At 69.3% G+C, this 19,162-nt stretch carries 16 protein-coding genes; 7 read left to right on the top strand and 9 right to left on the bottom strand.

All coding sequences use genetic code 11. From position 1 onward, the window contains the following. Positions 1-27 precede the first annotated feature (27 nt). Positions 28-669: a sensor domain-containing protein gene (locus C0J29_RS07615; RefSeq protein WP_120791921.1), complete on the top strand. Its 642-nt coding sequence runs from the start codon at positions 28-30 to the stop codon at positions 667-669. Between the two features lie 7 nt (positions 670-676). Here the strand turns inward: C0J29_RS07615 and nudC are convergent, their stop codons facing one another. The 4 genes from nudC to C0J29_RS07595 are packed head-to-tail and all read right to left on the bottom strand — an operon-like array spanning position 677 to position 9,066. After that, positions 677-1,606 carry an NAD(+) diphosphatase gene (gene nudC / locus C0J29_RS07610; RefSeq protein ID WP_120791920.1) on the bottom strand — a complete coding sequence of 310 codons (930 nt, stop codon included), beginning with the start codon at positions 1,604-1,606 and terminating at the stop codon, positions 677-679. Beyond that, a complete protein-coding gene (locus C0J29_RS07605) occupies positions 1,603-2,688 on the bottom strand; it encodes a potassium channel family protein (RefSeq protein WP_120791919.1) in 1,086 nt (361 codons plus the stop codon). The genes nudC and C0J29_RS07605 overlap by 4 nt, the downstream gene beginning before the upstream one ends. Positions 2,689-2,698: 10 nt before the next feature. Continuing rightward, the gene (locus C0J29_RS07600; RefSeq protein ID WP_120794618.1) at positions 2,699-5,980 is read right to left on the bottom strand and encodes an ATP-dependent helicase; all 3,282 of its coding nucleotides are present in this window, start codon (positions 5,978-5,980) and stop codon (positions 2,699-2,701) included. Further along, on the bottom strand, positions 5,977-9,066 hold the full coding sequence (locus tag C0J29_RS07595) for an ATP-dependent helicase (RefSeq protein WP_120794617.1): 3,090 nt from the start codon (positions 9,064-9,066) through the stop codon (positions 5,977-5,979). The genes C0J29_RS07600 and C0J29_RS07595 overlap by 4 nt, the downstream gene beginning before the upstream one ends. A gap of 117 nt (positions 9,067-9,183) precedes the next feature. On the opposite strand from C0J29_RS07595, the gene C0J29_RS07590 reads away from it, so the two are divergent. Together C0J29_RS07590 and C0J29_RS07585 are read left to right on the top strand one after the other, a co-directional pair. Further along, positions 9,184-9,918: an alpha/beta fold hydrolase gene (locus C0J29_RS07590; protein WP_120794616.1), complete on the top strand. Its 735-nt coding sequence runs from the start codon at positions 9,184-9,186 to the stop codon at positions 9,916-9,918. Between the two features lie 2 nt (positions 9,919-9,920). Further along, positions 9,921-10,223, top strand: coding sequence for an MGMT family protein (locus C0J29_RS07585; protein WP_065047241.1), 303 nt, complete (start codon positions 9,921-9,923; stop codon positions 10,221-10,223). Here the strand turns inward: C0J29_RS07585 and C0J29_RS07580 are convergent. From C0J29_RS07580 to C0J29_RS07570, 3 genes are read right to left on the bottom strand one after another with little or no spacing between them, the layout of a single operon-like run. Next, a complete protein-coding gene (locus C0J29_RS07580) occupies positions 10,220-11,074 on the bottom strand; it encodes a TIGR02569 family protein (protein WP_065047243.1) in 855 nt (284 codons plus the stop codon). The genes C0J29_RS07585 and C0J29_RS07580 overlap by 4 nt on opposite strands. Before the next feature lie 37 nt (positions 11,075-11,111). Beyond that, a complete protein-coding gene (gene moeZ / locus C0J29_RS07575) occupies positions 11,112-12,290 on the bottom strand; it encodes an adenylyltransferase/sulfurtransferase MoeZ (RefSeq protein ID WP_120791918.1) in 1,179 nt (392 codons plus the stop codon). Between the two features lie 44 nt (positions 12,291-12,334). Beyond that, positions 12,335-13,360: a DUF3152 domain-containing protein gene (locus C0J29_RS07570; protein WP_120791917.1), complete on the bottom strand. Its 1,026-nt coding sequence runs from the start codon at positions 13,358-13,360 to the stop codon at positions 12,335-12,337. A gap of 183 nt (positions 13,361-13,543) precedes the next feature. Between C0J29_RS07570 and fasR the strand changes: the two genes are divergently transcribed. Next, complete coding sequence (gene fasR / locus C0J29_RS07565) at positions 13,544-14,230, top strand: HTH-type transcriptional activator FasR (RefSeq protein ID WP_065047249.1); 687 nt, start codon at positions 13,544-13,546, stop codon at positions 14,228-14,230. Here the strand turns inward: fasR and C0J29_RS07560 are convergent. Continuing rightward, the gene (locus C0J29_RS07560) at positions 14,227-14,487 is read right to left on the bottom strand and encodes a DUF3107 domain-containing protein (protein WP_065047251.1); all 261 of its coding nucleotides are present in this window, start codon (positions 14,485-14,487) and stop codon (positions 14,227-14,229) included. The genes fasR and C0J29_RS07560 overlap by 4 nt on opposite strands. Before the next feature lie 217 nt (positions 14,488-14,704). Here C0J29_RS07560 and C0J29_RS07555 point away from each other — a divergent pair, with 217 nt between their 5' ends. Next, the gene (locus C0J29_RS07555) at positions 14,705-15,448 is read left to right on the top strand and encodes an MmpS family transport accessory protein (protein WP_231513479.1); all 744 of its coding nucleotides are present in this window, start codon (positions 14,705-14,707) and stop codon (positions 15,446-15,448) included. Here C0J29_RS07555 and C0J29_RS07550 read toward each other — a convergent pair. Further along, complete coding sequence (locus C0J29_RS07550; protein WP_120791915.1) at positions 15,445-16,149, bottom strand: ferritin-like fold-containing protein; 705 nt, start codon at positions 16,147-16,149, stop codon at positions 15,445-15,447. The genes C0J29_RS07555 and C0J29_RS07550 overlap by 4 nt on opposite strands. A gap of 253 nt (positions 16,150-16,402) precedes the next feature. Here C0J29_RS07550 and C0J29_RS07545 point away from each other — a divergent pair, with 253 nt between their 5' ends. Together C0J29_RS07545 and C0J29_RS07540 are read left to right on the top strand one after the other, a co-directional pair. Then, positions 16,403-17,917, top strand: coding sequence for a DEAD/DEAH box helicase (locus C0J29_RS07545; protein WP_120791914.1), 1,515 nt, complete (start codon positions 16,403-16,405; stop codon positions 17,915-17,917). 16 nt (positions 17,918-17,933) lie between these two features. After that, positions 17,934-19,148 carry an Rv3212 family protein gene (locus tag C0J29_RS07540; RefSeq protein ID WP_065047258.1) on the top strand — a complete coding sequence of 405 codons (1,215 nt, stop codon included), beginning with the start codon at positions 17,934-17,936 and terminating at the stop codon, positions 19,146-19,148. Positions 19,149-19,162 lie beyond the last annotated feature (14 nt).

Genomic DNA, 19,162 nt, shown 5'->3' with positions numbered 1-19,162 from the left:
TGTCCGGTCGCGCTTACGATAAGGACCATGGCAGGGGCGCTGGTCCGGCGGGCGGTTTTTGTCGTGCTCTGTGCGCTCGCCGCGGTGACCGCGTGCTCGCACCGCAGCACCCCGGCAGCTCCCAGCACGTCGGCAGCCACCGGAGTCGACGCGCTGATCGTCAGCGTCGAAGACGTGCGTCGCATCGCCAACTACGAAGAACTCACGACGCACGCGCATGCGAACCTGAACCATCCACCGGCCGGTGACGTCAACGCACCCGGACCCTGCCGGGCCGCCGGCACCAGCGATCTCACCTTCGCCAGCGGCTGGACCGAATTCCGCAGCGCCGGCTACAGCGGGGTGACCGATGACCTCGACCCGGGCGGCCGCACCATGAAGGACTCGGTCAGCCAGGCCGTCGCGATCTACCCGGATGCGCAGGCGGCCCGCTCGGCTCTCGACCAGTTGGAAGCCTCACTGAACGCGTGCGTCGCGCTGAACGACCCGAAGTACGCCTTCAAGCTGGACAAGCCGGACCCGATGAGTCTGCGGATCACCGACAACGGGTGGAGTCACCAGTACCGGGCCCGCAAGTCGGTGTTGATGTCGGTCGGCGTGCTGGGTATCGAGCCCGCGGAACGGATCGCCAGCACGATCCTGGACAACATCTGCGACCGGATCAAATAGGCGCTCGTCAGTCCGTTTCAGCCCAGGACTCGATGATCACCCGGGCGATCGAAATCGAGCCCGGCAGTAGCAGTTTCGACTCCGACCCGCTGGACCAGTCACCGGCCTCCAGAGCCGCGCGGATCTCGTCGCGGGTGAACCAGGCCGCCTCGGCGATCTCGCCGTCGTTGAACGAAAACGGTTCGTCCGGGTCGCCCACGGCATGGAATCCGACCATCAGCGAGCGCGGGAAGGGCCAGGGCTGGCTGCCGAGGTAGCGCACGTCCGTGACGGTCAGGCCGATCTCCTCACGGATCTCGCGGGCGACGCAGACTTCGAACGACTCACCGGCTTCGACGAATCCGGCCAGCAGTGAGAACATCCGCTGCGGCCAGACCGTCTGGCGGGCCAGTACCGCGCGGTCGCCGCCGTCGTGGACCAGGCAGATCACCGCCGGGTCGATGCGGGGAAACTCTTCGTGGCCGGTGAGCGGGTTGACGCGCGCCCAGCCGGCGCGGGCCGCTTTGGTGGGCGTGCCGTCGACGGGGCTGAATCGGGCGCTGTCGTGCCAATTGAGCAGTGCCAGCGCCGAGGACACGAGTTGGCTGCTGGTGTCGTCGATGATCCGTCCGAGCCTGCGCAGATCCAGCACCTCGACGTCGGAATCGTCAGGTGGATGCAGCGGGCCGCGGATCGCCCAGACATGGCGGTCGCCTTCGATACGCCCCAGGAACACCGCTTCCGGGGGCGGCTTGTCGCCCAGCGCGGCCGCCGCGCCGAGCACCACTTTGCCGTCGGCGGCCAGCACCTGGTTGCGGGAATCGACGCGCAGCAGGGCCGCGTGAGCCCACCCGGCCGCGGCGGCGTCGATGTCGGTACGCAGTTGGTCGGCGCGATCGGCACCGACGCGCGACAGCAGCGGAATATCACGCAGCCGGAAGTCCACGTGCGGTCCTATCGTTCTTCTGCGATGTGACGGACGTAGAGCAACCGGTCGCCCGCCTCGATGGCGTCCACCTCAGGGGCGCCGATGCGGAGCAACTGCCCGCCGCGGACCACACCCAGCACGATGTCGCGCAGATGCCGGGGCGACCCGCCTACCTCGGACTGCTCCACCTCGCGTTCGGCGATGGCCAGCCCCTGGTCCGGAGTCAGCAGGTCCTCGATCATCTGCACGACGCTCGGGGTGGTGGTGGCAAGACCGAGCAGCCGGCCGGCGGTCTCCGAAGACACCACCACCGAGTCGGCCCCGGACTGCTGCAGCAGATGCTGATTCTCAGCCTCACGGATGGAGGCGACGATCTTGGCCTTGGGTGAGATCTCCCGCGCGGTCAGCGTGACCAGCACCGCGGTGTCATCGCGGTTGGCAGCGACGACGATCGAGGCGGCGTGCTGCACGCCCGCCAACCGCAGCACGTCGGATTTGGTGGCGTCACCGTGCACGGTGACCAGGCCGGCGGACGCGGCTCGCTCCAGGGCCGTCCGGTCGGTGTCGACGACGACGATCTCCCCGGGTGGCACCTCGTCGCTGAGCATGGCGCTGATCGCCGTCTTGCCCTTGGTGCCGTAACCGATGACGACGGTGTGGTTGCGCACTCTGCTCCTCCAACGCTGGATCTTGAAAGCCTGCCGCGATGTTTCGGTGACGACCTCGAGCGTCGTGCCGACCAGCAAGATCAGGAAGGCGATGCGCAGCGGCGTGATGATCAAAACGTTCGTCGCACGCGCGAACTCGGAGACCGGGGTGATGTCGCCGTAGCCGGTCGTCGACAACGTCACCGCCGAGTAGTACAGGCAGTCCAGGAAGGTGATGCTCTCGCCGCGCGCGTCGTGGTAGCCGTCGCGGTCGAGGTACACGGTGACGGCGCCGACGAACAGCGCCACCAGGGCGATAGTTATCCGGCGGGAGATGATGCGGGCGGGACTGGCGTGGCCCTGCGGGATCCGCAGGACGCCGACAAGCGCGTAACTGGGCTGGACGGTCAGCCTCTCGTCGAGACGCCGCAGCCGCCGCCAACTCCCCTTCGCCACGGGAGTCATGTAACCACGATCAGGCGCGGCTGGGGCGACCGGAGTCGGCCAGCAGCAGGGTCAACTCGTCGGCATCAGGCAGCTGATCAGGCATGACGGTGGTCCCGCTGCGGACGTAGTAGAACGCGGTACGCACCGACGATTCGGGGCAACCCTGCAGGGCCGCCCACGCCAACCGGTACACCGCCAATTGGACCGCCGCGTGGCGCCTGGCCTCGAGGCCGCGCGGCGGCTCACCGGTCTTCCAGTCCACGACCGTGACGCCCCCGTCCGGGTCGGCGAACACCGCGTCGATGCGCCCGCGCACCACGGTGTCACCGATCGGCATCTCGAACGGCACCTCGACCGCGATCGGGGTACGGGCCGCCCAGGGCGAGGCGGCGAATGCCTGTTGCAAGGCGTCCAGCTCCTGCGGGTCGCCTACGTCGGAGTCGGCCGCGCCGGGCAGATCGCCCAGGTCGAACAGCAGCTCGGCCCCGTAGAACTGCTGCACCCAGGAGTGAAAGGCGTTGCCCAGCAACGCATGTGGATCCGGACGGGTGGGGAGCCGATAGATCAGCCGTTGCACCGCCGCGTCGGGGTCTCGCGCCAGCTCCACCAGGCCACTGACCGACAGCTGGCTCGGCAACTCACGCTCCGGCGGCCGGGCCACCCGCGCCCGCTCGGCCAGCAGCGCGTCGACGTCGGCGGCCCAGCCTTCGGCGTCGGCAGCCCAGCCTTCGGCGTCAGCGGGGGTGACGTCGGTGGGGGCTTCGGCCCCCGCAGCCTTGACCTCGTTGACCAGCGCGGCGCCGCGCTCGACGTCGGCCCGCCGCCGCGACAACGGGTCAACGGGCCAGACCGCTTCGATAACGTTGTCCTGCAATGGGTTTCGCTCACCATCGGCAGGCGGCGCGGCCCACTGCTCGACGATCCCGCAGGGTTGGCCGGATTGCTCGGATCCTTCGATGATGTCCTTGAGTTCACACAGGAATTCCGATGGCCCGCGCGGCTTGAGCCCGGTGGCGCCCCAGTGGTGCCCGGATACCAGCAGGGTGTCCTCAGCCCGGGTGACACCCACGTAGAGCAGCCGGCGTTCCTCGTCGACACGTCGCTGATCGAGCTGGGCGCGGTGCTCGGAGATCTTGTCCGACAACTGCTTTCGGTTGGTAACGGCCGAGGTGTCCAGGACCGGGATGCCGAGCGCGCCGGCGGCGGCGCGGTCACCGCACAGCAGCGGCGGCAGTTCGCCGGCGTCGGTGAGCCAACTGCTTCGCGATGCATTCGACGGGAATGTCCCACCGGACAGGTGCGCGACCGCCACCACCTGCCATTCCAGGCCCTTGGCGGCGTGCACCGTGAGCACCTGCACCCGGTCGCGGGCGGCGAGGGGCTGGGCGGGCGTCAAACCGTTCTCCACCTCCGCAGCGACGTCGAGATAGGCGAGCAGGCCGGCCACCGAGGCCTTGGCCGCCGCACCGCCTCGTTCGGCGTACCCGACGACCTCGTCGGCGAAGGCGTCGAGATGCTCGGCGCCGGACCATTGCCCGGTGGCGGTGGCCCGGACCTCGCAGTCCACCCCCACGACGCGGCGTACCTCGGCGACCAGGTCTGGCAGCGAGTAGCCCAGATGCCCGCGTAGCGCGGTGAGTTCGGCGGCCAGCGCGGCGATGCGCTGATAGCCGGCGGGCGAGTACCCGCCGGCCGGGCCGGGGTCGGAGATGGCATCGGCCAGGCAAGCGACGTCGGTGTCCGGGCCGGTTGCCTTGGCGATCGACTCGGCCGACAGCGGTTCGGATGCTCGAGCGGCGCCGCCCAACTCTTGAGCGCGCCGCCACAAGGCGGCGATATCCCGGCCGCCGAGGCGCCAGCGCGGGCCGCTGAGCACCCGCATCGCGGCCGCGCCGGCGGTCGGGTCGGCGACCAGGCGCAACATGGCCACCACGTCGGCGACCTCCGGAACCGCCAGCAGGCCCGCCAAACCGACGACTTCCACCGGGATTCCGCGGGCGCGCAGCGCGTCGGCGACGGGAGCGGCATCGGCGTTGCGGCGCACCAGGACCGCGGCCGTGGGCGGGGCGGCCCCCTCGTCGTCGGCCTGACGATAGTGCTCCCGCAGGTGGTCGGCGATCCAATCCCGTTCGGCCACCACGTCGGGCAGCAGCGCGCAGCGGACCGTGCCGGGCGGGGCGTCCGGGCGCGGGCGCAGCGGGCGGACGGCGACCGAGCGCCGCCGTGCCTCCGCGGAGATCGCGTTGGCCAGGTGCAACGTGCGGGGCGGATTGCGCCAGCTGGTCCGCAGCTCCAGCGTCGGCGCCGGCGACCCGTCGGACAGCGGGAAGTCGGTGGTGAACCGCGGCAGGTTGGTCGCCGAGGCGCCGCGCCAGCCGTAGATCGACTGAATCGGGTCGCCGACCGCCGTCAACGCCAGCTCATCGTCGACACCGCCGCCGAACAGCGACGACAAGGCGATGCGCTGCGAGTGCCCGGTGTCCTGGTACTCGTCGAGCAGCACCACCCGGTAGCGGCTGCGCAGGTCCTGACCCACTTGCGGAAAGGTCGCCGCCAGCCGCGCCGCAGAGGCCATCTGCATGCCGAAGTCCATCACCTTGTCCGCGTGCATGCGCTCGGCCAGCGCATCCAGCAGCGGCACCAATTCGGCGCGCTGAGTCTGGGTCGCCAGCATCCGCAGCAACGACTGGTTAGGACCGCTTGCGCGTTGGTGCGGTCCGGCAGGCAGGGTGTGCACCAGCCTCTCCAGCTCCACGTGGGTGTCGCGGAGCTGGTCGGTGCTCACCAGGTGTTCGGTGAGCTGCCCCCACAACCGCAGCACCAGCGCGGTGACGGCGGCCGGGGTTTTCTCGGTCTCCAGTCGGCCCGGATAGCCGTTGACGACATCGAATGCCAGCTGCCACAGCTCGGTCTCGGTGAGCAATCTGGTGTCGGGTTCCACGGGCAGCAGCAGGCCGAATTCCCGGAGCAGCGAACCCGCGAATGCGTGGTAGGTGCTGACCGCCGGCGTCCCGTCACCCGGCCCTACGCCCACGCCGGACAGGCGCGCCAGCCGTGACCGTACCCGGCGCAACAGCTGACCTGCGGCCTTGCGGGTGAAGGTCAGCCCGAGCACCTGTCCGGGTTCGGCGTAGCCGTTGGCGACCAGCCACACCACGCGCGCTGCCATGGTCTCGGTCTTGCCGGCCCCGGCGCCGGCGATCACGACCAGCGGGCCCGGCGGTGCCGCGATGACCGCCGCCTGTTCCTCGGTGGGTGGGAAAACGCCCAGCGCGCTGGCTAATTCAGCAGGGCTGTAGCGCGGGCTCACGAAGCGCACCCGTCGTGGGCGGGGCAGGACGGCCGCAGCGGACAGTGCGAACAGCCGTCGTTGCGGCGGGCGAGGAACTGCGGGCCGGCCGTCGCCTCGGCGGCCTGCCGGATCAGCTCGCGCCAATGCTCGCCGGCCTGCGGGGTGAGCGGATCCTGCTCGCGCTGGGTCGCACCCGTCGCGCCGGTCTTACCGGGATAGACCAGCCGGGCTCCGCCGGGTTCGTTACCGGCGGCGATCATGCCCTCGGCGATGGCCAGTTGATACATCGCCAACTGGGCGTGCTGCTGGGCTTCGTCCTTGCTGACCGGCGTCTTTCCCGTCTTGACGTCGACGATCACCAGGCGGCCAGCGGCGTCGCGTTCGAGACGGTCGACGCGGCCGCGCAACCGGACCTGCCCTCCGTCGCTGCGTGGTGTTTCCAGGACTCCGTCGACACCGATTTCGACGCCGACCTCGGTCAGGTCGGTACGCGTCTGCGTGCGCCACTCGACGAACGCCTGAATCATGGCGCGGTGCCGGCTCAGTTCGTTGGCCGAATGCCACTCAGCGTCGAACGGCAGGTGTCGCCACGCCCGGTCCAAGTCGGCCAACAGCTGCGATTCCGTCTTGCCGGGTTCGGCGATCAGTGCGTGCACCATCGAACCGATCGCCGAGCGCAACTCGCGCGGGTTGGTGCCACCATGCCGCTCGGCCAGCCAGCGCAGCGGGCAGTCGGTCAGGGTCTGCAGGGTGGACGGCGTCAGCGTGACGACATCGTCACTGCCGCACAGCGGAGCGTTGGTGCTGACCGGGACCAATCCGTGCCACGCGGCAGGATCGGCGCCGGGCACCCCGGCCTCGGCCAGGCGGGCCAATTGTGTTGCCGCACAGGAACGAACGTCCTCCTCAACAGCGCCGTCGGGGGCGCAAACCACCGACCGCAACCGGCCCACCACGGCCGCGGTCGACAGCAGGCGGGGCGCGCTGACAGGCTGCTGCAGCCCCTTTTCGTCGTCATCGAAGTGTGCGATCTCGGCGAAAAAGGGTGACGGCAACGCGGCCTCGCCTGCACTGCCGCCGGCGTCGCTGTCGATCGCCGTCACCAGCAACTTCCGCCTGGCCCGGCCCATCGCGGCGACCAGCAACCGGCGCTCCTCGGCCAGCAGCGGCGCCCGGACCGACGCGTCACCGGTGACGCCGTCGAGTTCGTCGAGCAACCGCTGGGTGGCCAGCACGCCGCCGCGCGGAACTGTGTTGGGCCACAATCCCTCCTGCAATCCGGCGATGACCACCACATCCCATTCCTGGCCCAGGGCCGCGTGCGCGCTTAGCACCTTGACCTGCTCGGTCTGGCAACCCGAATCACGGCTGGCGGGTGGCAGTCGCAGCGCCTCGACGTGCTCGAGGAGTCCGCGCAGCGACGCCCCCGAGGTGCGCGAGACATAGGCGTCGGTGACGTCGAACAGCGCGGTAACCACTTCCAGGTCCCGGGTGGCCTGGGCCGCGGCCGGGCCACCCCGCTCGATCGCGGCCAGCCATCGGCGCTGCAGGCCGCTGCGGTGCCACGCCGCCCACAGGGTGTACCGCGGGTCGTCCCCATTGCGGTGACACCGGGCGGCGGCGGCCAATACAGCACGCACCCGTCGCAGCGCGCTGGAATGCGGGCCGGACAACGGCTCGTCTCCCGTCAGCGTCTCCACCAGCAGGTCGGCAAAGGTATCCGGCCGACCACGCCGCAAGGCCCTCCGCAGCTGGCGCAGCGAAACCGGGTCCACCCGGCCGATCGGCCCAGACAGCAACGCCAGTGCCTGGTCGCCGTCCAGCCCGTCGGCAGTGGCGGCCAGGACGGTGAGCAGCGTGCGAACCGCCGGCTCTTCCGACAGCGACCCGCCGGTCGGGGGTATCGCCACCGGGACGCCGGCGGCGGCAAGCGCACGGGGCAGCCGGGCGCCCGCACGCGGCACCGACCGGACGATCACCGCCATCTGCGACCACGGCACGCCGTCGACAAGGTGTGCGCGGCGCAAGGTGTCGGCGATCAGCGCGGCCTCCGCATGCGCCGAGGCGGCCAGGCGCGCGGTGACCGCCCCCTCCACGTCACCGGTGCCCTCGATGCGTCTGCCGGCACTGGCGCCGGGCAACCGACCGGCGATGCCACTGACGGCGCGGGCGACGGCAGGGCCGCAGCGGTGGGACGTCGTCAATGTCACCGAGGGACCCTCGACACCGAGCAGCCCGGCCGGCTCGCCACCCCGGAAGCCGAAGACCGCCTGATTCGGATCGCCCGCGATCAGCGCGGTGTCGGCGCCGACCGCTAGCACCCGAACCAATTGCGCCGCTTGCGGATCGAGTTGCTGGGCGTCGTCCACCAGCAGCACCCGGACCCGGGCACGCTCGGCGGCCAGCAACTCCGGGTCGACCGCCAGGGCCTCCAGTGCGGCGCCGACCAACTCGGCGGCGGCCAGCGCCGGCGCCGTCGCCTGCGGTGCCGCCGTACCGACGGCCGCCCGCAACAACATCACCTGTTCGTACTGGCGGGCGAACTCACCGGCCGCGGCCCACTCCGGGCGTCCGCAGCGACGTCCCAGTCGCTCCAGTTGCTGAGGGTCGAGGCCGCGTTCCGCGCAGCGCGCCAACAGGTTTCGCAGTTCGTTGGCGAATCCGGCGGTGCGCAGGGCGGGTAGCAGGTGCTCGGGCCACCGGTTGCCGTCTTCAGCGTCGCCGGCCAACAGTTCCCGGATGATGGCGTCCTGTTCGGCGCTGGTGAGCAGTCGTGGCGGGGGTCCGCCGGCCCGTTCCGCGGCCCGCCGCAGCACGGCGTAGGCGTAGCTGTGCAGCGTGCGCACCAACGGTTCACGCACGGCCGCCGTCGTGCTCGATCCCAGCATCGCCCGGGTCAGCGCGCTGCGTTCGCGCATGCCGACCCGGCCCGAACCACTGAGCAGCAGAACAGATTCCGGCGCGACTCCGGCGGCAATGTAGGCGATCGCGGCCTCGATCAGCAGGGTGCTCTTACCGGTCCCGGGCCCACCGAGAATGCGCACCTGTCCGTGCGACCCGGGTTGCAGCACCTCGCACGCCTGCTGACCCCACTGCAATGCCATGGTCCGCATGCAACCACGACGGTCCGACAACTTGCCGCGAGCAGGCATGACGCGGACTGGCATCATCGAAGCGTGACCCTTCATGTGCACCGCTTCGGCCCGTCCGGCCACATCCAGATGCTGGCGTTGCACGGATTGACCGGTCATGGGCGGCGCTGGCAGCACTTCGCGGACTACGTGCCCGAAATTGCGGTGGCCGCACCCGATCTGATCGGGCATGGTCGTTCGTCGTGGGCCGCACCGTGGACGATCGAGGCCAACGTCGCCGCGCTGGCCGCGCTCCTCGAGGCGGAAGCCGATGCTCCGGTGCTAGTGGTGGGGCATTCATTCGGATCCGCAATCGCGATGCATCTGGCGGCGGCCCGGCCCGACCTGGTGGCGTCGTTGTTGCTGCTGGACCCCGCGATCGGTTTGGACGGGCAATGGATGTCCGAGATCGCCGAAGCGATGTTCGGCTCCCCCGACTATGCCGAGCGGTCCGAGGCACGCCAGGAGAAGGGCGGCGGGGTGTGGGCGGACGTGGATCCGGCGGTGCTTGATGCCGACGTCGATGAACACCTGGTGCAGTTGCCGAATGGGCGGTACGGCTGGCGGATCAGCCTGCCGGCGATGATGTCGTATTGGAGCGAGTTGGCGCGCGAGGTCGTGTTGCCGCCCGCCGGCGTGCCGACGACGCTGGTGCGGGCGAGGTGGACGTCGCCGCCCTATGTCAGCGACGCACTGATCGACGGGCTGCGCGAGCGGTTGGGTGAGGATTTCGAGTTGCTGGACTACGAATGTGACCACATGGTGCCGCACGCCAAGCCCGAGGACGTTGCGGCCCTGGTCCGCAAACGCCTGCAGCTGGTCTAGTCATGGCCCAGGTGACCGACGAGCAGATCGAGCGGGTACGTTCCCTGGTCGCGGCCATTCCGCCCGGCAGAGTGTCCACCTACGGTGACATCGCCTCTGCAGCAGAGCTTTCCAGCCCACGCATCGTCGGCTGGATCATGCGCACCGACTCCGCGGATCTGCCCTGGCACCGGGTGATCACCGCGTCCGGCCGGCCCGCCGCACACCTGACCACGCGGCAGCTGGAGCTACTGCGCGCGGAAGGGGTGTTGTCGGTGGACGGGCGGATTGCGCTGAGCGAGGTCCGCCACGAGTTCGAGGACTAGAGAATCATCCGGACCATGGCCGCGGTGCGGGCCAGACCCGGAAACGCCTCGGCGGTGGACCGTGGGTGCAGCGCGTGCACCGCCAGACGGAACATCAACGCGCGCAACAACATCTGCGACCACTCCGGCAACGCACTCCATCGTTCGATGAGGCCGTCGTCCGCTTCGCCCCAGGACAGGGCGTCGACGACGACCACACCGGCCGCCCACGACGCCGGCCGCCAGTACGGGGTGATGTCAGTGATTCCGGGGGGCGCGGTGCCGGCGAAAAGCACTGTGCCGTAAAGGTCTCCGTGCACCAGCTGATTGGGACTGCGGGTCGGCTTGCGCAGTGTCGCAAGCTGATTGATCAACTCGACAGATCGCTGCGCGTCTGCGGACGGGGGCGCGGTGCGGGCACCGGGGGGCACCGACTGCAGAGGCCGTTCCTCCCAGGCGGCGCGGTCGGCGGCGATGAAGACGTCGACGTCGGCCCACGGCGCGGTGGGTCCCTGGGTCAGGAATCGGGGGCGCTCCAGTTTGCCGGTGGCCTCGTGCAGCCGAACCGCGGCCGAGACGACTTCATCGTGCCGGGCTTCCGGGGCACCCGCGACGAACGTGTCCGCCCGCCAGCCGGACACCACGTAGCGGCCATCGGTGGAACGAACCGGCCGGGCCAGGCGCACACCGTCGACGAACAGCGTCTCTCGCACCCGGGCAGACCAGGTGGCGCGGGCGTTGTCGGCCACCATCGACAACACCACTTCGCCGCATCGCCAGCCACCTTCCCAGGCGGCCCCGAGGGCCGCGGGCTGGACTCCGGTCAAACCGAACGCCGCCAGCACATGCTCGGGCGGCGGCTCGTCAGTCACAGCGGTCAGCCTAGTAGAGGCGGGTTGTCCCCCGGGCTCAGTACACGACCATGTCGGGTTGCATCTGCTTTGCCCAGGCCAGGATCCCGCCCTGCAAGTGCACGGCGTCGGAGAAACCGGCCTGCTTCACCGCGGCCAGCGCCTCCGCCGAGCGCACCCCACTCTTGCAGTACAGGACGGCCACCCGGTCCTGCGGCAGCTGCGCCAGACCCTCACCGGAGATAATCAGTCCCTTGGGCACCAGTTGGGCGCCGTCGATGTGCACGATGTCCCACTCGACCTGCTCGCGGACGTCGATCAGTGCCAGCTTCTTGCCGGCGTCCATCATCGCGCGCAACTCCTGCGGCGTGATGGTGGAACCGCTCGCCGCCACGGCCGCATCCTCGGACACCACGCCGCAGAACTGCTCGTAGTCAATGAGTTCGGTGATTTTCGGCGTCGTGGGGTCCTTGCGGATCCTGATGGTTCGGTAGCTCATTTCCAGCGCGTCGTAGATCATCAACCGGCCCAGCAGGGTCTCGCCGATGCCGGTGATCAGCTTGATCGCCTCGGTACCCATGACCGACGCGATCGAGGCGCAGATGATGCCCAGCACCCCGCCCTCGGCGCACGACGGCACCATGCCGGGCGGCGGCGGCTCGGGGTACAGATCCCGGTAATTCAGGCCCAGCCCGTTCGGTGCGTCCTCCCAGAACACCGACGCCTGGCCCTCGAACCGGTATATCGATCCCCACACGTACGGCTTGCCCGCCAGCACCGCCGCATCGTTGACCAGGTACCGGGTGGCGAAGTTGTCGGTGCCGTCGAGGATCAGGTCGTACTGCTCGAACAGCTCGACAGCGTTGTCGGCCTCCAGCCTGAACTCGTGCAGCCGCACCTCGATCAGGGGATTGATCGCGACGATCGAGTCGCGCGCCGACTGCGCCTTGGACCGTCCGACGTCGGCCGCACCGTGAATGATCTGACGCTGCAGGTTCGACTCGTCGACGATGTCGAAGTCGACGATCCCGATGGTGCCGACACCGGCGGCCGCCAGGTACAACAACGTCGGCGACCCGAGGCCACCGGCCCCGATCACCAGCACGCGGGCGTTCTTCAGCCGCTTCTGCCCGTCGACACCGAGGTCGGGAATGATCAGGTGGCGGCTGTAGCGCGCCACCTCCTCGCGGCTGAGCGCGGCGGCGGGTTCTACCAGGGGCGGCAACGATGACGTCACGTATTCGAGGTTAGGCGATCAGCCCGCCGCCGAGCAGGCAGAAATCAGGCGATGGGGAACGGCCAGGGGTTGAACCGGCACGTCTTGCCGTCGGCCTTGACCTGATCGGGGTCGAACTTCGCCCCGTCGTCGTTGGACGTGGAGAACGTCTGCTGCATCATCACCGGTGCCAGGGCGCCCTGCTGATCGCACGGCTCGTGCTTCACATAGCCGATGGCGTGGCCCACTTCGTGGTTGGTCACGTACTGCCGGTAGGAGCCGATGTCACCCTCGAAGGGCACCGCTCCGCGAATCCAGCGCGCCTCGTTGATGAAGACGCGCGACTGCCGGTCGGACCCGAAAGACGGGTTGTAGCAAGATGTTTCGAGCCGGAACTCGTAGCCACAGCCCTCCCGCACCGAAACGGGTGACACCAGCGATATCCGGAAGTCCGGTTTGCCGTTATCGATTCGGATGAAGGCGAACTGCGGGTTGTGGGTCCAGCCCTTGGGGTTGGCCAGCGTCATGTCGACCATCTGCGCGAACGCGTTGTCGCCGCCGTACATGTTCGGGTCCAGCCCGTTCTCGATCTCGATGGTGTAGCGGAAGACCTTGCTGGTGCCCTGGCCGATCTGCGGCGTGGTGCCGGGGATGACCCGGTAGGTCTTGTCGCCAGCCTCGGTGTACGGCCCGCCGTCGGGCAGCGTTCCGGCCGGCAGGTTCGCGTCGAATGCGACCAGGCCGCGCGGCGGCGCGTCCAGGATCGACGTGCCCACGGCACCGATGGTGGGCGGCTCCTGGTGAAGCGCGTGAGCCGCCGGCTTGGGCGTGCTGGTACCGGTCACCGTCTGGTAGGCGACGACGACGGTGAGCACCGTCAGCAGGGGTAGCGCGTAGGCCCGCCAGCCGTAGGTGGACACGAACCGTCCCAGCCAGGTCTGCTTGCGCCACTGGCGCGGCCGGTCCCGGTCGGCACGGACTCGCCCGGCGCTCTGGCCGAGCGGATCACGCTGGGCGCGCAGCGGCTCACGGCGCTCGTCACGCAGCACAGGCGCGCGACCAGCACCGTGGGGCGGCCACTGGGACGTCATTTCCCCAGGATGGCACAGTAGCTCCGGGCAACCAGCCCTGGCGCGCCCGAAAAACCCGCCGGCCTGCTTCACATTGACCTAACACCCCAGGTAGTCCGTAGGTAGTAAGGTCATGGCCAGACACACTGCGGCCGTGGGGGATGGCAAAACGGTCGCCGACCGACTCGATCAGATTGAGGACCGATGAGCGAGCTAGCCAAGACGGCGCAGCGACGTGCCGTCAGATCGGCCGACGGTGTTCGGCCGATTGAGGGCGCTCCGGTCTCCAACCGCCGCGGTAACCGGTTGCCCCGTGACGAACGCCGCGGCCAACTGCTTATCGTCGCCAGCGACGTCTTCGTGGAAAGCGGCTACCACGCCGCCGGTATGGACGAGATCGCTGATCGCGCCGGAGTGAGCAAACCGGTTCTGTATCAACACTTTTCCAGCAAGCTGGAGCTGTATCTGGCGGTTCTCAACCGGCATGTGGAAAACCTGGTCTCCGGCGTTCAGCAGGCGCTGGGCCGCACCACCGACAACCGGCGCCGGTTGCACTCGGCGGTGCAGGCTTTCTTCGACTTCATCGAGCACGACAGCCAGGGCTACCGGCTGATCTTCGAGAACGATTACGTCACCGAGCCCGAGGTCGCCGCGCAGGTGCGGGCGGCCACCGAATCGTGCATCGACGCCGTGTTCGCGCTCATCGCCGAAGACTCGGGCCTGGATCCGCACCGCGCCCGGATGATCGCGGTGGGGCTGGTCGGCATGAGCGTCGACTGCGCCCGGTACTGGCTGGACTCAGATCGTCCGATCTCGAAGTCCGATGCGGTCGAGGGCACCGTGCAGTTCGCCTGGGGCGGCCTGTCGCACGTGCCGCTCGCCCGCTCCTAACCCTTGGCGGCTTTGGCGGCGACGGCTTCGGCGCCGACCCCGAATCCCACCCGGCGCGCGTCCGCGACACCGATCTCGACGTAAGCGATCTTGGCCGCGTTGACCAGGAAACGCCGGCCGCGCTCGTCATTCAGGCTCAGCAGACCCGAGTCGTCGCGCAGTGCGGCGCTGACGAGTTCTTCGACCTCAGCGGGCGTCTGCGTACTGGACAACACCAGCTCGCGCGGACTGTCCGTGATACCGATCTTGACCTCCACGGGGGCCCCTTCCGTTGGCGTTTTCATCGCAGGCGTCTGTGCTGCAGGCTAGTAGACGGCCCGGACGCGCACCGCGCCCCGCCCCCCGAATCGGCAGTTCGCGGTTAGTGAACAAACCCATCACGATTCGGTCTAGGCACCCGCTGCGCCCCCTGTCGAGTCACCCGCCGTCATTAACATCGGCACCATCAGTAACATCCGCGACACCCTCTACGACATCGTCCGAGACCTCGAGGAGTTCCCGGGCGATGACGCTCGCGCGGCCAGCTACACCGACGACTTCGACGACGAGCCCGAAACCGACAGCTGGGACGAGCCCGACTACGAAGCCGAGGAGGAATGGGCCTGGCCCGCCGACCGCCGCTGGCGTCCCATCGCCTTGCTCCTCGGCGCCGTCGTGGCCATCGGCGCCATCGCCACCGCGGTGATCATCAACAGCGGCGACAGCGCCACCACCAAGGCCACCGTCGGTGCGGCGCCCCCGAGGACGGCTGTCACATCGCCGCGATCCAGTGCGCCGCCGAGCGCGACCACGAGTGCCCCGCCGACCTCGAGCCGCGGCCTGCTGCCCCCGGAGACGGTCACCACGATCGCGCCCAGCGACGCGCCCACCAAGACGGCGACGCCGTCCACCCGGCTACCGAACGCCGCCCCGGCTCCGACGGCCGCTCCGCCCGGCGCGACGCTCAATCCGCGCACCGTCGTCTACAGCGTGACGGGCACCAAGCAGCTCTTCGACCTGGTGAACATCGCCTACACCGACGCGCGCGGTTTCCCGGTGACCGAGTTCAACGTCGCGTTGCCCTGGACGAAGGTTGTCGTGCTCAATCCGGGCGTGCAGACCGAATCGGTGATCGCGACCAGCATCTACGGCCAGCTGAACTGCTCGATCGTCAACGCCCAGGGCCAACTGGTGAAGGCATCGACCACCAACTCCGCCCTGGCGACCTGCACTCGCTAAGCAAGCCCCAGTTCGCGCATCCGGCTGTCGTGGGTGTGCTGGAGCCGTTCGAAGAACGCGCCCAGCTGCCCCAGACCGCCCGCCCCTGAGACCACCAGGTCCACCAGTTCGTCGTGATCGGCCAGCAGGAACTGAGCCTGGGTGATCGCTTCGCCGAGTAGCCGGCGCGACCACAGCGCCAGCCGGCTGCGCTGCTTGCCGCTGGACGTCACCGCCGCCCGGACCTCCGCGACGACGAACTGGGAGTGCCCGGTTTCGGACAGGGCCGCGCGCACCACGTCGACGACCTCGACGGGCAACCCATCGGCAATCTCCAGGTACAGATCGGCGGCCAGGGCGTCGCCGACATAGGTCTTCACCAGCGCTTCCAGCCAGGTGCTCGGGGTCGTCAGCCGGTGATAGTTCTCCAGCGCCGAGACGTACTTCGACATCGCCTGCACCACGTCGACACCGCGCTGTTCCAGGGCATCCCGCAGCAGCTCGTAGTGCCCCATCTCGGCGGCGGCGATGCTGGCCATCGAGATGCGGCCGCGCAGATTCGGGGCCATCCGCGCCTCTTCGGTCAACCGGTAGAACGCCGCCACCTCGCCATATGCGAGCAGGGCGAACAATTCATTGACGCCAGGATGATCCGCCGGCAGTTGTGGCCTGGGCGAATCGGCCGCCTCGTCGTGGGAGTCGGCGGTGGTTGGCGAAGGCATGGTGACACTTTAGTCGGCAGGATTAACAGACCATGGGTGCCTGGTGGGCGACCAGGTATCATGCTTGTAGGTAGTAGCTGAATCTGTGCTGCTGCTGCCCAAAGAAATGTGCGTGCACGCAACTGGCCCGCCCCGATCTTGCAGCGGGCCTCGGCGACGTAATCGGAGTCGGAAATCGTGCGCGCGAACCGCGACACAGACGAAGTACCGACTCAAACTCGATTACTGTCACCGAAAGGCTCTTACCCCGCGTATGACCGCACTTAAAAGCACGACCCCGTTGGCACCCAAAACCGGATTTGCCAGCCTTGGAGTCCGCGACGAAATCGTCAGCGCACTGGCCGAAAAGGGCATCGAGACCCCCTTTGCTATCCAAGAGCTCACCCTGCCGCTCGCGCTCGCCGGCGAAGACGTCATCGGCCAGGCCCGCACCGGTATGGGCAAGACCTTCGGCTTCGGCGTACCGCTGCTGCAGCGCATCACCTCCGAGACCGCGACCCGCCCGCTGACCGGCGCGCCGCGGGCCCTGGTGGTCGTCCCCACCCGTGAGCTGTGCCTGCAGGTCAACGAAGACCTGGCCACCGCCGCCAAATACCTCAAGGCGACCAACGAAGACGGCACCGAGCGTCCGTTGTCGGTCCTCGCCATCTACGGCGGCCGTGCCTACGAGCCGCAGATCGAAGCGCTGCACAAGGGCGTGGACGTCGTGGTGGGGACGCCGGGCCGGCTGCTCGACCTGTGCCAGCAGGGCCACCTGCAGCTGGGTGGCTTGTCGGTGCTGGTGCTCGACGAGGCCGACGAGATGCTCGACCTGGGCTTCCTTCCCGACATCGAGCGCATCCTGCGCCAGATCCCCGCCGACCGGCAGTCGATGCTGTTCTCGGCGACGATGCCGGACCCGATCATCACCCTGGCCCGCACGTTCATGGTCCAGCCCACCCACATCCGCGCCGAGGCGCCGCACTCGCTGGCGGTGCACGACACCACCGAGCAGTTCGTCTACCGCGCCCACGCACTGGACAAGGTGGAACTGGTCACCCGGATCCTGCAGGCCCGTGACCGCGGGGCGACGATGATCTTCACCCGCACCAAGCGCACCGCTCAGAAGGTGGCCGACGAGCTGCAGGAACGCGGATTCGCGGTCGGAGCCGTGCACGGCGACCTCGGGCAGATCGCGCGGGAGAAGGCGCTGAAGGCGTTCCGCTCCGGCGACATCAACGTGTTGGTCGCCACCGACGTGGCCGCCCGCGGCATCGACATCGACGACATCACGCACGTCATCAACTACCAGTGCCCCGAGGACGACAAGATGTACGTCCACCGCATCGGGCGCACCGGCCGCGCCGGCCGCACCGGCATCGCGGTCACGCTGGTGGACTGGGACGAGCTCGAGCGTTGGGCGACGATCGACAAGGCGCTGGGCCTGGGTTCCCCCGACCCGTCGGAGACCTACTCCAACTCCCCGCACCTGTACGACGAGATGGGCATTCCGACCGAGGCCGGGGGCACCATCGGAACGCCGCGCAAGGCTCCGGCCAAGCGCCGCGAGGCCAGCAGCGGCAGTTCCGAACGCCCGGCCCGGCGGCCGGACCGCCGCAAGCGCACCCGCGGCGGCAAGCCCGTCACCGGCCATCCCGAGGCGAACCCAGCTGCCGACGCGGACACGGGTGCCGAGAACGCGGCTGCCGGCAGCGGCGCTCCGACCAGCAGCACCCGCCGTCGTCGGCGTCGTCGCAAGCCGGCGGATGCCGCCGCGGTGACCAACTGACGGCATACTCACTTCCGTGGTCCGACCCGAGCGCCGCACCAAGACCGACATTGCGGCCGCCGCGGCTATCGCGGTCGTCGTCGCGGTAGCCGCGTCGCTCATCTGGTGGACCAGTGACGCCCGGGCCACCATCAGCCGGCCCGCGGCAACCCCCGCGCCGACGCCGACCCAGGCCCGCGACGTCCCCGCGGCACTGCGCCAGCTCTGGACCGCCCCCAGCCCGGGCACCCGGGTGCCGGTGGTGGTGGGCGGCACCGTCGCCACCGGCAACGGTCGGGAGATGCAGGGCCGCGACCCCGGCACGGGTCAGGTTCAGTGGAGTTACTCGCGGGACACCGACCTGTGCGGGGTGACGTGGGTGTACCACTACGCCGTCGCCGTCTACCGGGATGACCGGGGCTGCGGTCAAGTCAGCACCATCGAGGGATCGACCGGGCGCCGTGGGCCGGCCCGCAGCAGCTACGCCGATCCGACGGTGCGCCTTACCTCGGACGGCACCACCGTGTTGTCGGCGGGCGACACCCGCTTGGAGATGTGGCGCTCGGACATGGTCCGCATGATGGCCTACGGCGAAACCGACGCGCGGGTGAAGCCGGTGAACCGTGGTCTGCACTCCGGTTGCACCCTCGAATCGGCCGCGGCCAGCTCGTCGTCGGTGGCGGTGCTCGAGGCCTGCAAGGACCAAGCCGACCTCAAGCTGGTCTTGCTGCGCCCCGGCAAAGAGGACGACGAGCCGCAACAGCAGACGGTGCAGGAATCCGGGGTGCGGCCCGGCACCGGCGCCCGGGTGGTGGTGGTCTCGCAGAACCGCGCCGCGGTGTACCTGCCGACACCGCAACCCCACCTCGACGTGGTCGACGAAACGGGCACCACGGTGTCGAGCACGCTGCTGGCGGGACCGCCCTCGGCGTCGTCGGTGGTATCCAATACCGGCAACCTGATCACCTGGTGGACCGGTGACGCGCTGCTGGTGCTGGACGCGACCACCCTGACCGCGCGGTACACAATCGCCGCCGGAGAGACCGCCGCTCCGCTCGGCCCTGGGGTGATGATGGCCGGTCAGCTCCTGGTGCCCGTAACCGGCGCGCTCGGGGTGTACGACCCGGTGAACGGCGAGGCCAGCCGCTACATCCCGGTGGAACGGCAGCCGGTCAGTACGGCGGTGATCCCGGCCGTGTCGGGCTCGCGGGTAATCGAGCAGCGCGGCGACACCCTGGTCGCGCTCGGCTGAATTACCTGCGCGAG

Origin of the sequence: Mycobacterium paragordonae, from assembly GCF_003614435.1 — a bacterium.
Classification (GTDB): domain Bacteria; phylum Actinomycetota; class Actinomycetes; order Mycobacteriales; family Mycobacteriaceae; genus Mycobacterium; species Mycobacterium paragordonae.
The sequence above is the reverse complement of the archived record's forward strand: the minus strand, read 5'-3'. Positions and strand labels throughout refer to the sequence as shown.

What these genes read in the sequence shown, in the direction of transcription:
- C0J29_RS07550 (WP_120791915.1), bottom strand. Translation starts at nt 16,149, where the DNA reads ATGCCTTCGCCAACCACCGCCGACTCCCACGACGAGGCGGCCGATTCG.
- C0J29_RS07605 (WP_120791919.1), bottom strand. Translation starts at nt 2,688, where the DNA reads ATGACTCCCGTGGCGAAGGGGAGTTGGCGGCGGCTGCGGCGTCTCGAC.
- C0J29_RS07590 (WP_120794616.1), top strand. Translation starts at nt 9,184, where the DNA reads ATGCTGGCGTTGCACGGATTGACCGGTCATGGGCGGCGCTGGCAGCAC.
- C0J29_RS07585 (WP_065047241.1), top strand. Translation starts at nt 9,921, where the DNA reads ATGGCCCAGGTGACCGACGAGCAGATCGAGCGGGTACGTTCCCTGGTC.
- C0J29_RS07545 (WP_120791914.1), top strand. Translation starts at nt 16,403, where the DNA reads ATGACCGCACTTAAAAGCACGACCCCGTTGGCACCCAAAACCGGATTT.
- C0J29_RS07615 (WP_120791921.1), top strand. Translation starts at nt 28, where the DNA reads ATGGCAGGGGCGCTGGTCCGGCGGGCGGTTTTTGTCGTGCTCTGTGCG.
- C0J29_RS07595 (WP_120794617.1), bottom strand. Translation starts at nt 9,066, where the DNA reads ATGGCATTGCAGTGGGGTCAGCAGGCGTGCGAGGTGCTGCAACCCGGG.
- C0J29_RS07570 (WP_120791917.1), bottom strand. Translation starts at nt 13,360, where the DNA reads ATGACGTCCCAGTGGCCGCCCCACGGTGCTGGTCGCGCGCCTGTGCTG.
- fasR (WP_065047249.1), top strand. Translation starts at nt 13,544, where the DNA reads ATGAGCGAGCTAGCCAAGACGGCGCAGCGACGTGCCGTCAGATCGGCC.